Consider the following 12,138-nt stretch of genomic DNA (forward strand, 5'->3'; position numbering starts at 1 on the left):
ATGAAACAAATGATGGCCCAGTGCAAAGCGGAGCTGCTGCGGATTATCCGCAATCCCTATTACGTGTTCTGGTCGCTGCTGATGCCGATTATGTTCTATTTCATCTTCACAAGAGTGGTTAATACGGGAACAGACGATACGCAGGAGTGGCAGGCGCATTACCTGATGTCGATGGCCGCCTTCAGCGTAATGGGCTCGGCGATCATGACCCTCGGCATCCGGCTGGTGCAGGAGCGCACCCAGGGCTGGAATACGTTCATCCGTATCACTCCGCTGCCGGGTACTGTTTATTTTCTGGGTAAAATGTTTGGCATGGCGGTGATGCATCTGTTCTCGGTGCTGTGTATCTTTGCTGCGGGATATCTGATCAACGGGATATCGCTGACGGCGGGACAATGGCTGCTTAGCGGCCTGTGGCTGCTCGCGGGCTCGCTGCCTTTTCTGGCGCTGGGTACGATTATCGGCTCAATGAAGCGGGTGGATACGGCGAGCGGGGTGAGCAATGTGCTTTATATGGCGCTGGCGGTGGCCGGAGGGATGTGGATGCCCCTGGATATTATGCCGGATGTAATGCAGCGGATCGGCCGCTGGCTGCCTTCCTATAATTACGGAGACGGTGCCTGGGAGATTGTGGGCGGAGGGGTTCCGCAGTGGAATTCCGCGCTGCTATTGCTCGGATACCTGGCAGTTTTTATGCTATTATCGGTCTATATCCGAAAAAAACAGGAAGCGGTGTAATGTACAATGGCATGTGAGCAGTTCCGGTTATTTCCGCGCAGATTTGGGTTCTACCCGTATATTTGGCTGATCTATCTGGTATTTCCGATCTTAAATCTTAAGGGATACAGCGGATACAAATTGTTGGCGGGTTATGTACTGGTGGGGCTGTTTGTGGTTACCTACCGCCAGCTCTACTGGTCGGAGGGCAAGACCTACTCGGCCTGGCTGGGATTGCAAATGCTGCTGATTGCCGTGTTATGCATCGTCTACAGTCCTTACAACTTATATATGGGCTTCTTCGCCAGCAACTTTATCGGCTGGTATACCGAGCTGCGCAGGTTCAAACAGGCTTTTATTGTGTTTACAGTGATGATAATCGGGCTGGCGCTGCTGTCTTTGGCCAAAATGTACGGTACGGAAGGCATATTCCTCTTTCCCTTTGTGCTGATGATGCTGATCTCCCCCTTTGGCATCCGCTCCATGAACCGCCGGCGGATGCTGGAGAAGGAGCTGGACCAGGCGAATGAGGTCATCAAGGAGATGGTCAAACGCGAGGAGCGGATGCGTATCGCCCGTGATCTGCATGACACGATGGGGCATACGCTGTCGCTGATTACGCTGAAAAGCCAGCTGGTCGAGAAGCTGGCCGTCAAGAATCCCGAACGGGCGCAGGCGGAAGCGCGGGAGATCCAGCGCACTTCACGGGCTGCGCTGCGGCAGGTGCGGGAGCTGGTCTCGGAGATGCGCGCGGTCTCTGTTGCCGAAGAGCTGGCCGAGGCCGGGGAGATGCTGCGCAGCGCGGAGATTCGGCTTGAAGTGGACGGAGATGCAGCGCTTCCGGGCGTATCTGATCTGACGCAGAATATTCTCAGCCTCTGCATCAAGGAGGCCATCACGAATATTGTGAAGCACAGCGGTGCGAACCTGTGCCGGATTGGCATCGGGATGACGGCTGGGGAGGTACGGATCACGGTGGAGGATAACGGAGTTGGCGCCGGGCTGCAGGACCGGGGAGCTGAGGGGGCGGCGCAGCGCCGGGACGGCAACGGAATGAAAGGGATGGCGGAGCGGCTGGCCCTGATTGACGGTTCTCTGACCCTGGGCCCGGGAACGGGCAGTGGCATAGGGTCAGGAACAGGAACTGGGACAGGGGCAGGAACATTGTTAACTGTGGTGACGCCAAGAGTAGTCAAGGATAGAAAGGACGGGGAAACGGCATGATCAGCATCGTAATTGCCGAGGATCAGCGGCTGCTGCGCGGAGCGATGGCTTCACTGCTCGATTTGGAGGATGATATCGAGATGGCCGGGGAAGCCGGAGACGGGGCAGAGGCACTGGCGCTGATTGAACGTCTTCAGCCGGATGTATGTCTGATGGATATTGAGATGCCGCTGATGAGCGGTCTGGAGGTTGCGGAGATCCTGAAATCGCGGGGCTGTGCCACCAAAATCATCATCCTGACCACCTTCGCCCGGCCCGGCTATTTCGAGCGGGGCGTGAAGGCCGGGATTCAGGGCTATCTGCTGAAGGATGAGCCGGTGGACAAGCTGGCGGAGGCGATCCGCCGGGTGATGGACGGGTACCGGGAGGTGTCCCCCGAGCTGGTCTTCGGCAGCCTGCGGGAAGAGAACCCGCTGTCGGAACGGGAGCGGGAGATTCTGAAGCTGGCCGGCGCGGGCCGGAGTGCCGGGGAGATCGCCTCGGCGCTGCATCTCTCCTATGGTACCGTCCGCAATTACATCTCGGAGATTCTCGGCAAGCTGGAAGTGAAGAGCCGGATTGAGGCGGTGCGGCTGGCTGAGGAGAAGGGCTGGATGTAGGCCGGGGCATTGGATGAAGGCGGGGGCAACGGATGCAGGACGGGTTACTGGAGGTAGGTGGGTACTAGATGTAGGATGGGGCACTGGTGCAGGTAGGTACTGGATGTAACGGGTTAAATGTAGATGTCCTGGATGAACGGTGGAGCCGGATTTACTGCCAGTTCTGTTGTACTTTGTACAGCAGAACTCTGCAAAGATGGAGTTTTTGGACGAATATTCAGAAATCTGTTGTACGAAATACAGCAGAATGGGATTTATCTCAGAATATTGGGAATTCTGTTGCACCAAATGCAATCACTGGGACAATTGAGCATCTTAAGCTCACGCTGAATAGGCAATATGTTGTACGTAGTGCAACTCTGGTACCCCTTTAATAGGGTGTTTGGGAGAATTGTTGTACGAAATACAGCAATTCTCCCGCTAAGAGGCTTGGAGAAGGAGAAATGCTGCCTTTTGTACAACAATCTTGGATCAGAGGCGGGGATTAGGAGAGGAATGTTGTATTTAGTGCAGGATTTCTCCGGATTTCCGGGAAATGTGACTCCCCATCGCAGACGGCAGGTCATCGGGAAATGTGAATAGCTAGGTTAAGCATACATGGGCCAAATAGCGGCGACTCACGTCAGAGGCTCTTGGCCTGCTCCTCGCGCATCCACAGCGAGAGCTGGCGCTTGAGCTGCAGGAACTCCGGCGCATCGGTGATTTCATCGCGGCGCGGACGCGGGAACGGCACATCTACGGTATGCAGGACGGAGCCGGGACGTCCGGAGAAAACATAGATGCGGCTGGAGAGCAGCAGCGCTTCTTCGATGTTGTGGGTGATGAACAGCACGGAGCGGCGGTTCTCCTCCCACAGCTCCAGCAGCCAGCGCTGCATCTGCTCGCGCGTCAGCGCGTCGAGTGCGCTGAACGGCTCGTCCAGCAGCATCAGCTCCTGCGGAGCGAGCATGGCCCGCAGGAAGGCGGCCCGCTGCTGCATGCCGCCGGACAGCATATGCGGATAAGCGCGCTCGAATCCGCCCAGGCCGACCTTGGCCAGCCAGTGGCGCGCGGCTTCGCGCGCCTCCGCTTGCGGCGCGCCCTGCAGCTCGGCGCCGAGCAGGACATTGTCCAGTGTGCTGCGCCACGGGAACAGCGCGGGCTGCTGCGGCATATAGCTGATCTTGCCGCGCTGCCCGGTAACCGGGATGCCGTCCATGCTGACGGTTCCGGCGTCCGGCAGCGTCAGGCCGCCGATAATGTGGAACAGGGTGCTTTTGCCGCAGCCGGAAGGACCGACAATCGAGACGAATTCCTGCGGCTCTACCGTCAGCGACACCTGATCCAGCACAGGCGTCTCCCGGCGGCGGTGCGTGAACGATTTGGAGACGCTGCTGACTTCAAGTGCAGGCGGTGCGCTTCTGGGCTCGTCAAGGCTGCTGCCGGGGACGTCCTTCTTGAGCTGTACAGTATTCGTGAGTGGAGACACTTCGGTCAGCTCCTTCTATATAGAATTTTTGTACTTAAGGCTTTATCTCAAACGTGCTCAGTATAGCGTGTATTGTTACCCTGTGCGTGTTAAGCTTCCTTGCGCGGTTTCCAGCGCACGAGCCATTTCTCCAGCAAGGCAATCAGTGCAAACAGCACCAGACTCAGCAGCACAATAATGACAATGGCCACGAACATCCGGTCCGTGCGGTAAGAGGCCTTCTGCAGCAGCATATAATAGCCGATCCCTTTGTCCGCGCCAATCCACTCGGCAACCACTGCGCCCATGACGGCATAGGTCGCGGAGATTTTGAGCCCTGAGAACAGGGAGGGCAGGGAGCCGGGTAGCTCCAGCTTGGTGAAGATCTGCCAGTTGCTTGCACCGGCCATTTTCATATAGTTCAACATTACCCTGTCGCTTTGCGCCAGCCCGCCCATGGCCGCTACGGCAACCGGGAAGAAGCAGACGAGGGTGATCAGGACGATTTTGGGCAGCAGGCCGAAGCCGAACCAGATAATCAGCAGCGGTCCAAGGGCAATGGAGGGCACATTCTGGCTGAGGATCAGCAGCGGGTAGAGCGCTCGCTTAAGCCAGGGCAGCAGATGGAGCAGCAGAGCCACAATGAGGCCGATGCCGGTGCCGACCGGGAAGCCGATCAGGGTCAGCCGCAGCGTTGCGGCCGTATGCGCCCAGATCCCGGAGGCATTGCCGCGTGATTCACGCGCGATATCGGACGGGCTGGGCAGCTGCCAGGCCGGGATATGGAACACCGATACCGCAATTTGCCATGCGCCCAGAAAAAAGATGACCGCCACAAGGGGCGGCCAGATTTGTCTCCAGGTGCTTCTCACGGCCGGTATTTCTCCGTCAGCTTGTCCATGCTGATGCCGCTGGGATTATGGGCGATCTTGATCTGGGAGATCACGCTCGGGCTGCCGGAGGCAATCAGTGCCTCATGCATCTGACGTACAACTTCCAGCAGCTCCGTGAGCTCGCCTTCCATGGTGGTATCAAGCGGATTCACCTGGTGTTTAACCCCCGACTTCTGAATTACCTCAATCGCAGTGTCCACGTAAGGGATCGAATCCTCATTGTTTGGAGCCTTGGGAATTACCTGAATGCTAAGCAGTGTATTAGCCATTTATTATTCATTCCTCTCATGTGAGTTAGTGTCATTACTATTCCAACCGGTGTTTATGGGCCTTCCGGCAAAAATTCATTCGTAAATGTACTTGCGGCATCGAGCGGTTTGTCCAGCAGCTTCAGGCCGTACATCCACTCGGCATAATTCTGCCAGATTTCTAGCTTCTGCTCACCCCAGCGGGCGGCATCGTCCTTGTATTTCGGGCTGAGCCATTTCTGGCTGGCCAGCACCAGCTCGGGATCAAGATCAGGCACGGCATCAGACAGGACCGTGGCCGCTTCTTCCGGATGGTCGATCGCGTATTGGTAACCTTTCGACGTAGCTTTGAGGAAAGCCTTCACCACTTCCGGATGCTCGGCGATTTCCTTCTCACTGGTGGTCAGCACCGGTGTGTAGTAATCCAGCTGCGGCGCATAATCCTTCAGGTACAGCATATCCAGCGGCTCGCCGCGCAGCTCGGCTTCGATCCCGGTCCAGGCGTAGAAGATCCAGGCAAAGTCGATATCGCGTTTCACCGCAGTGAAGAAGTCAGCTTCGCCGATATTCACCAATTTCACTTTGGAGACGTCTCCGCCATCGGGGTCCATGATGGCTTTCATAGCTGCTTCTTCCGCTGGAGAGCCCCAGCCTCCGTAGGTTTTGCCTTCGAAGTCTTTCGGCGTCTTAATGTTGCGGTCCTTCGGAGCGGCAAAGCCGGAGGTATTATGCTGAATGATAGCGGCGATGGAGACGAGCGGCACATCCTGCAGGCGGGCCAGGGTGAGCGCCTCCTGTGCACTGATGCCAAACTGGGCTTCACCGGAAGTAACCATGGTGTCAGATCCGGCAGCACCCGGCTGCACGATCTCCACGTCAAGACCTTCCTCCGCGTAATATCCCAGCTCCTTGGCGGTATACAGGCCGGTGTGATTCGTGTTCGGCGTCCAGTCCAGCGCAATCTTAACCGGGGTCAATTCTTTAGGCGCGTCGGTGGTACTGGCGGCTGCGGTTGCTTCAGGTGCAGCGGTGCTGTTCCCGGCGGCAGGTGTGCTGCCTCCGGCATTGCTGCCCGGGTTGACGTTCCCGTTGCCGCATCCGGCCATCACGAGCACAAGCATAGAGCTGAGCAGCAGCGGTAATACTTTTTTGACTCCCATTTCTCTTCTCTCTCCTTCCAGCAATCCCTAGTCTTCCAAAATTCAGAGTAACCCATACCAAAAAGCGCCCCGGAGACCGGGACGCCAGTTACTTGCGCAAGGTGAGTTCAACTTCAGGCCCATGAAGGGGCTCGGGGTTGAATGAAGATTCCTACGCTGGCATTATCCAGATCAGGTATAAGGGTCAGTATCTTGTGGGATACAATCTCAGCCGGCCAATTCCAGCACCCCTGGTTCTATGAAGTTCACGGGTATTGCTATGTTCTTACGGTGTATTATAGACGCCGCTCTTGCGGTTGTCCAGTCTCCCCGTCCTAATCTTCAAGCTTTAGCGGCAGAATCCAGGGGCCTTTGAGCAGGAATAGAGGCTCCGACATTCTAAAACGCAGCGTATCCGCGCCGGGCTCTGCATCCAGAAGAAGAGTCTTCAAGATTCTTGGGAATGTCTCGGTATCCTGCCAGCCGTATGAATATTTGTCCCCAGAACCCGGATAGCGGATGAAGAAATGCGTCAGTGACTTTGCCGCTCCCGGGTCAAATTTCACATCCACATCTACACTGACAGCCGTTTCGCTGCTGCGTTCAATGCGGGTGAATTCTACCGGGAAACCGGCAATTTCAGCGGTAATATGAAGGGGCGCACTCTCCCCGCTGGCGGGCAGCGGCAGAACGACCTCCCGGGAGAGTGCCTTTCGTTCCGCTATTTCGATGTAAGGGATGACGACCCTGTAAGACTGTTCTTCAGCTGATGCCAATTCCCGGAACGAGAACTCCGACGGGTAGACCATGGTTGAAGGAGGTTCAACCTTTGCTTTGACTCCCTCTGCATTCTCGACATACAGGCCATTCCAGGATACCAGCGGCTCCAATGAATAAGAATGGACGGCAGAGAACGAATCTGAAAGGGCCGGAACTAATTCAACGCGGACAAGTCCGTCATCCAGACGAACCGGAAAAGCCGTAATCCGCACATCCTGGTGCACATCGCTTGCGCCTAAATGCTGCAGATCATCGGCGGTCACCGGTGCTTGAAGCACCAGTGGCCCGACTGCTGCTGCATTGATATACAGAGTAACCGGTTCAGCGGTTTCAAGCTCCAAATTTCCGGGAAGTGCAGCACTGTAGCTTGCATACCAGTCTCCGGATGCAGAAGACCGCATATTGGAAGTAAAGGTATAACGGTCCCCTCCAATGTCTGCCTGAAATTCAGTAATGACGGGAGTCTGCTGTCCACGCAGCGTAATGGTCCCGCTGTTCTCCTGCAGAAGTACGGCATTGACTGTCAGCTTTCCCTTGCCTATGGAAGCAGTGTAGGGCTTCTCCAGAACATAAAGCTGACTGCCCGGGCTGCTCTCCAGAACCGTACCGAAGCCGGGCAGGAAGCTAAGGGCTTGCTTTAGACCTGCCTGGACGTCAGGGGAGAACGCCAGCAGGCCTGCGGCCATAAGGATCGCGGCCGCCGCCGCTCCAATAGCTGCCCGCCGCCGCGGCTTGCGGACAGCAGCAGGCAGTTCAGGCGCCGGTTCAGTCTGAATAAGGTCGAGGGTACGGCTCTTGATCCGCTCAAGCGAAGCAATCTCTTCTTTAGACCCGGGTACGGGGCTTGACTCAGGCTCCGACAGTAATCCGTCCAGTGCAAGTTCAGCCTCGCTGAATTCCAGAAGATCGAGCTGATCAAATATGCTTTTCTCGCCGCTGTTCATATCCTTTACCATGACCCGAGTTCCCCCTTTCCATCTTCGCCAGTCAGATGTATAGCCTGCTTCAGCATTGTCCGGCAGCGGTACAGACGGCTCTCGACAGCTTTTTTACTGAAGCCAAAGGCCGCAGCCAGTTCATCCAGACTCTCGTATAGGTAATACCTGCGCAGAAACAGGCTGCGGTCCGGTTCACGGAGCTGCCCGATATAGCGGAGCAATTCCCCCGTTGCCTCACGTTGTAGAAATTCCTGTTCGGTGTTGGTCCCGCTCTGCATGTTAAGTGCTGCTTCGTTCAGCGTCCTGCCAAGTCCCGGCTGCAATTTACGCCTCAGATCCAGCGCCTTGTATTTTGCGAGCAGGAATATCCAGGTGCGGAAGGAAGCGCGTGACGGGTCGTAACGTCCGATATTGTTCCAGGCCGCCAGAAACACATCGCTGACACATTCCTCGGCATCCTCTGCACTCCCGCAGCCGGCCAGAATACGCCGGACCAGTCTGTGCACATCGGGTCCGTAGAAGTCGATGGCATCCGCGAGAGCTTGCTTATCTTTAGTTCTGAACCGGCCGGGCCAGTCCAGGCTGTCATGATCATTACGCGTCATAGGAACCTCCGGCATTTCTTTTCATTAGTTACCCACTAATAAGTCGTATATGTATTACTACGCATGCCTGCGGGAAGATCACTCAGAAGATTTGTGAAGTGAATAATAAAAAAAGCCGCCGTCACCGGCAGCTCCTCAATCCTTATCATAGAACCGCTTCTTACGGCGGCTGCGTATTCCGTTCCACGCCTCCCTCAGCGTCAGGCCCAGGCTGACTGCGATCCCGGAGAAGGTGAGGAACAGCGCCAGGTACTCAAACGCAGAGTACTCCAGCATTTTGCTCCAATCGATGGGTGCCTTCAAGTCCTCAATGACCTGATTCATCCCGTAAATCCCGCTTATTACCGTAAATACAGTCAGGACCATCAGCAGCGTATCCCGGCGTTTGGCCTGGAATTTATCCTGATACTGGAACAGGTCATTCAAAGTCATCTTCACTTCATCGAACAGGGCGTCATTGCCGTAAACCTTGCGCAGCTGGAAGAAGATCTCCCGTCCCTGCGACTGAGAAATCAGCTCCAGAAAGTAGAATTTGGCCGAGAACTTATTAATCAGGAAGATCAGATTCTCGATCTCGTCATAATCGTGGTTGATGCGCAGCCGGGAATGCAGATTGGCCAGCTTCAGCAGCACGATTTTATGAAAAATACTCAGCAGCAGCCCGTAATAATACTCCCCGTACATCTGGTTAATCAACTGGGTGGCGATGTCGGATTCAGCCCGGCTCAGGCAGCAGAAGGTCTGCTCATTGGTCATATAATAGGTGTCCGGCCCCCAGCGGCTGTAGCAATGTTCAGAGGTATACTGTTCGATATATTCGGGATCGCTGGCACTGGTATAGGGTTTACCCTCCATATTCAGCCCATCCAGCTGGGCGGCACGGTAGCGCAGCTCGATACCGATCTCATCCGATTCTTCCCCGCGGTTGAAGCCATAGAAAGCCTGCACCAGCATCCGTTCATCCACGAAAAAAGGCAAAGTCTCGAAATACGCGCCATCGATCTCCGCAGGGTCAAGAAACGGCTCCAGCCCGGCAACCAGATTCTTGAATACGAAATCCTCCACCTGACCGAAAGACTTCTTATGACAATGGATATAAGTCTGTTTATCCTGATAAGACACATCCTCCAGCGTACGGAAGCGGTCAGCGAATTCCAGCGCAGTGCTGTAGGTGAGGTGCTCCTCCTCTATGGCTACTCGTACAGTCAGGAAGCCCAGCTCAAACGGGCACAGGAACACATCCGTGGACAGCACGCGGAAATTCACGGATTGAAACGGCATTTCAAGCTGGCACTGCAGATTGTTCACCCGGGAAAAGCGGCGGAAGGAATCAGCATCCTTCTCACGAGGAAAGAGAACATGAGCGGCAAACGGCAGGTAGCTGCGCTCCATTTTCTCATGAGACACGCAGTAGCCCTCCCCGTAATAAGCATGCTCAAGATCCTTGTTATCAAGAAAAAAACGCGTAAATCCGCCCTGCTGCAGACGCCCGATCAGCTCTTTGTCCTGCCCGGCCTTGATGGAGAAGGGGAAAATGAATTGCAATAATGCAGTATGCAGTGTGGGTTCGGGTCTCTCGGAGTGCAGCTCAGCCATATAGGGGTTCCGTCCTTATTCACAGGATATTAATCTCGTTGCTATATTACCCGATTTTCCAGGCGGCCACGCTAAGCAGGAATAATACGGCGGCAAAAGCGGCCAGAAGCCCCGATGTCTGGGCCACCTGCATATGGTCCATGGACCAGCCGGTCAGCAGCGGCAGCACCGCGCCGCCGATCCCGCCCGAGGCGATCATGATGCTTGGCGTGGATTCCTCCGCACCGGGCAGCAGCTTGCTTGCGAAGACCAGGGCGATGGAGAAGATGCCGGACATGAACAGCCCGAGCAGCAGAATGACGGTGAATGCGGCAATCCGGTGCTCTGCGAACGGGAAAATAACCAGCAGCAGCAGAGCGGCGAAGCAGCTGATGAGCACATAGATGCGGTAGGAAATCCGCTCGGCAACCACACCGGCGAATAGTCTGCCCGCCGACATAGCCAGCCAGAAGAAGGTAACTGTCAGCGCTGCCGCCGCTTCGCTCATGCCGAGCTTGGCGATGAAGATCGCCGGCATGAAATTGACCAGACTCATCTCGGTACCTACATAGAGAAAGAAGAAGACGATGAACAGGCCAAGCAATACCCACTGTTTACCCTTGTAAGGCAGACGTCCGGATTTGCCGGCGGCGGGTACTGTTGCGGTTGCTGTTGCGTCTGCGGGGGCCGCGGCAGCGGCAGGGCGTGACGGCCGCTCATCCAGCACACGCTGGAGCGGACCGAAGCTGCTCTTCGCCCAGAAGAGCAGTGAAACCAGAGAAAAGGCGGCAACGATCAGAAAAGCCAGCCTCCAGCTGCCGGCGGCAATCAGCGGACTTGCGGCCAGCGGCATGAGCAGCGCGCCTACACCGAACAGCACCTCCAGCCGGCTCATGGCAATTGCCGTCCCTTCGGTGATCGCGGCGATAATAATCGTGCCGATGACGGCTTCGATCATGCCGAAGCCGAAGCCTGCGGCAACCGCAATCACGTACATCCAGCCCCAGGGCGGGAGGAAGGCGTACGCCGTTTCGGCGCAGACCAGCAGCCCGGTGGCGATCAGGATGCCGCCGCGTTTGCCGAAGCGGCGGTTCAGCAGCGGCGAGACCAGCACACCGGCGAGGAAGCCGCCGAACTGGCTGAAGATCAGCTCGCCCCCGGCACTGTAGCTGCGGTCATAATGCTGGAGCAGCACAGGCAGAATAGAGCCCAGCACCACATGGGCAAGGCCGATGACGAAATAGGAGAGACAGCCGATCCAGATTAATTTTTTCAAGGGGAGAAGACTCCTTCTGGGTGAATTTATGAACATAGTCCGGGATTCATTATGAACCGAACGGGTACACTATAATAAGCACAGTTTTTATAATAAATCCAAACTGCGGATGTGAATATATAAACTTATATTCACATGAATTCGAAAGGAGCTTTCTCGTCAATGGATAACAAAGAGCTGGAGAAAACGATCATACAGGTGCTGGATGACAACAAGTTCGGGTCCTTCGGCACGATAGAAGCCGGCAACAAACCTAAGGTGCGTTATATGGCGGTATTTCATGACGGATTGAACATTTATCTGGCTACGAACCGCAAGACCCATAAGGTAGAGGAGCTTAAGGATAATCCGAATGCTTGTCTGCTGCTGGGTTACGAGCAGGGCGGCGGCAAGGATGTGCTGGAGATTGAGGCTACAGTAGCTGTCACCAAAGATGAGGGTTTGCGTTCGAAAGTATGGAACACTTCCTTGGAGCAATGGTTCAAGGGACCGGATGATCCCGATTATGTAATCCTGGAGCTCTCCCCGACACGGATTGAATATATGGGCAAAAATAAGGAACACGGAGTATGGCAGGGGGCTGCTGCGGTATCCAAGTAAGTAAGCAGCGGTACTGAAAGGACCCAGTCCATTATAATAATAGAGGTAATGTTTATGATCAGGCCTTTCCTGAGCCTTAGGGTTCGGGAAGGGCCTT

At 55.6% G+C, this 12,138-nt stretch carries 12 protein-coding genes and 1 riboswitch; of the genes, 4 read left to right on the forward strand and 8 right to left on the reverse strand.

The features are described from left to right. From P40081_RS02330 to P40081_RS02340, 3 genes are read left to right on the forward strand one after another with little or no spacing between them, the layout of a single operon-like run. Positions 1–738, forward strand: coding sequence for an ABC transporter permease (locus tag P40081_RS02330; protein ID WP_042140683.1), 738 nt, complete (start codon positions 1–3; stop codon positions 736–738). A gap of 6 nt (positions 739–744) precedes the next feature. After that, entirely contained in the window at positions 745–1,941 is a 1,197-nt protein-coding gene (locus tag P40081_RS02335) for a sensor histidine kinase (RefSeq protein ID WP_076243548.1), read from the forward strand. Then, the gene (locus P40081_RS02340) at positions 1,938–2,540 is read left to right on the forward strand and encodes a response regulator transcription factor (RefSeq protein ID WP_042133048.1); all 603 of its coding nucleotides are present in this window, start codon (positions 1,938–1,940) and stop codon (positions 2,538–2,540) included. Before P40081_RS02335 ends, P40081_RS02340 begins: the two co-directional genes overlap by 4 nt. 622 nt (positions 2,541–3,162) lie before the next feature. Here the strand turns inward: P40081_RS02340 and P40081_RS02345 are convergent. From P40081_RS02345 to P40081_RS02380, 8 genes are all read right to left on the reverse strand, one after another. Continuing rightward, positions 3,163–4,008, reverse strand: coding sequence for an ABC transporter ATP-binding protein (locus tag P40081_RS02345; protein ID WP_081969800.1), 846 nt, complete (start codon positions 4,006–4,008; stop codon positions 3,163–3,165). 89 nt (positions 4,009–4,097) lie between these two features. Beyond that, positions 4,098–4,859: an ABC transporter permease gene (locus P40081_RS02350; RefSeq protein ID WP_039299509.1), complete on the reverse strand. Its 762-nt coding sequence runs from the start codon at positions 4,857–4,859 to the stop codon at positions 4,098–4,100. After that, a complete protein-coding gene (locus tag P40081_RS02355; RefSeq protein WP_042133050.1) occupies positions 4,856–5,149 on the reverse strand; it encodes a thiamine-binding protein in 294 nt (97 codons plus the stop codon). Before P40081_RS02355 ends, P40081_RS02350 begins: the two co-directional genes overlap by 4 nt. 53 nt (positions 5,150–5,202) lie before the next feature. Continuing rightward, positions 5,203–6,288, reverse strand: coding sequence for an ABC transporter substrate-binding protein (locus P40081_RS02360; RefSeq protein ID WP_042133051.1), 1,086 nt, complete (start codon positions 6,286–6,288; stop codon positions 5,203–5,205). Between the two features lie 131 nt (positions 6,289–6,419). Continuing rightward, a riboswitch (TPP riboswitch) is annotated at positions 6,420–6,530 on the reverse strand. A 72-nt stretch (positions 6,531–6,602) separates the two neighbouring features. Next, positions 6,603–8,003 (reverse strand): hypothetical protein, encoded by a 1,401-nt coding sequence (locus P40081_RS02365; RefSeq protein WP_042133055.1) that lies wholly within the window; start codon positions 8,001–8,003, stop codon positions 6,603–6,605. Then, a complete protein-coding gene (locus tag P40081_RS02370) occupies positions 7,997–8,590 on the reverse strand; it encodes a sigma-70 family RNA polymerase sigma factor (protein ID WP_042133057.1) in 594 nt (197 codons plus the stop codon). Before P40081_RS02370 ends, P40081_RS02365 begins: the two co-directional genes overlap by 7 nt. 135 nt (positions 8,591–8,725) lie before the next feature. Further along, positions 8,726–10,186: a hypothetical protein gene (locus P40081_RS02375; protein ID WP_042133059.1), complete on the reverse strand. Its 1,461-nt coding sequence runs from the start codon at positions 10,184–10,186 to the stop codon at positions 8,726–8,728. Positions 10,187–10,232: 46 nt separating this feature from the next. Next, positions 10,233–11,441, reverse strand: a complete 1,209-nt coding sequence (locus P40081_RS02380) for an MFS transporter (RefSeq protein WP_042133060.1) — start codon at positions 11,439–11,441, stop codon at positions 10,233–10,235. Between the two features lie 162 nt (positions 11,442–11,603). Here P40081_RS02380 and P40081_RS02385 point away from each other — a divergent pair, with 162 nt between their 5' ends. Continuing rightward, positions 11,604–12,041 (forward strand): pyridoxamine 5'-phosphate oxidase family protein, encoded by a 438-nt coding sequence (locus P40081_RS02385; RefSeq protein WP_042133062.1) that lies wholly within the window; start codon positions 11,604–11,606, stop codon positions 12,039–12,041. Positions 12,042–12,138 lie beyond the last annotated feature (97 nt).

This window comes from Paenibacillus sp. FSL P4-0081, from assembly GCF_000758565.1.
GTDB lineage: Bacteria > Bacillota > Bacilli > Paenibacillales > Paenibacillaceae > Paenibacillus_AQ > Paenibacillus_AQ phytohabitans.

Excerpts from the sequence above, each read along its gene's own strand:
- P40081_RS02340 (WP_042133048.1), top strand. The coding sequence starts at position 1,938 with ATGATCAGCATCGTAATTGCCGAGGATCAGCGGCTGCTGCGCGGAGCG.
- P40081_RS02385 (WP_042133062.1), top strand. The coding sequence starts at position 11,604 with ATGGATAACAAAGAGCTGGAGAAAACGATCATACAGGTGCTGGATGAC.
- P40081_RS02335 (WP_076243548.1), top strand. The coding sequence starts at position 745 with ATGGCATGTGAGCAGTTCCGGTTATTTCCGCGCAGATTTGGGTTCTAC.
- P40081_RS02360 (WP_042133051.1), bottom strand. The coding sequence starts at position 6,288 with ATGGGAGTCAAAAAAGTATTACCGCTGCTGCTCAGCTCTATGCTTGTG.
- P40081_RS02370 (WP_042133057.1), bottom strand. The coding sequence starts at position 8,590 with ATGACGCGTAATGATCATGACAGCCTGGACTGGCCCGGCCGGTTCAGA.
- P40081_RS02365 (WP_042133055.1), bottom strand. The coding sequence starts at position 8,003 with ATGGTAAAGGATATGAACAGCGGCGAGAAAAGCATATTTGATCAGCTC.
- P40081_RS02330 (WP_042140683.1), top strand. The coding sequence starts at position 1 with ATGAAACAAATGATGGCCCAGTGCAAAGCGGAGCTGCTGCGGATTATC.
- P40081_RS02375 (WP_042133059.1), bottom strand. The coding sequence starts at position 10,186 with ATGGCTGAGCTGCACTCCGAGAGACCCGAACCCACACTGCATACTGCA.
- P40081_RS02355 (WP_042133050.1), bottom strand. The coding sequence starts at position 5,149 with ATGGCTAATACACTGCTTAGCATTCAGGTAATTCCCAAGGCTCCAAAC.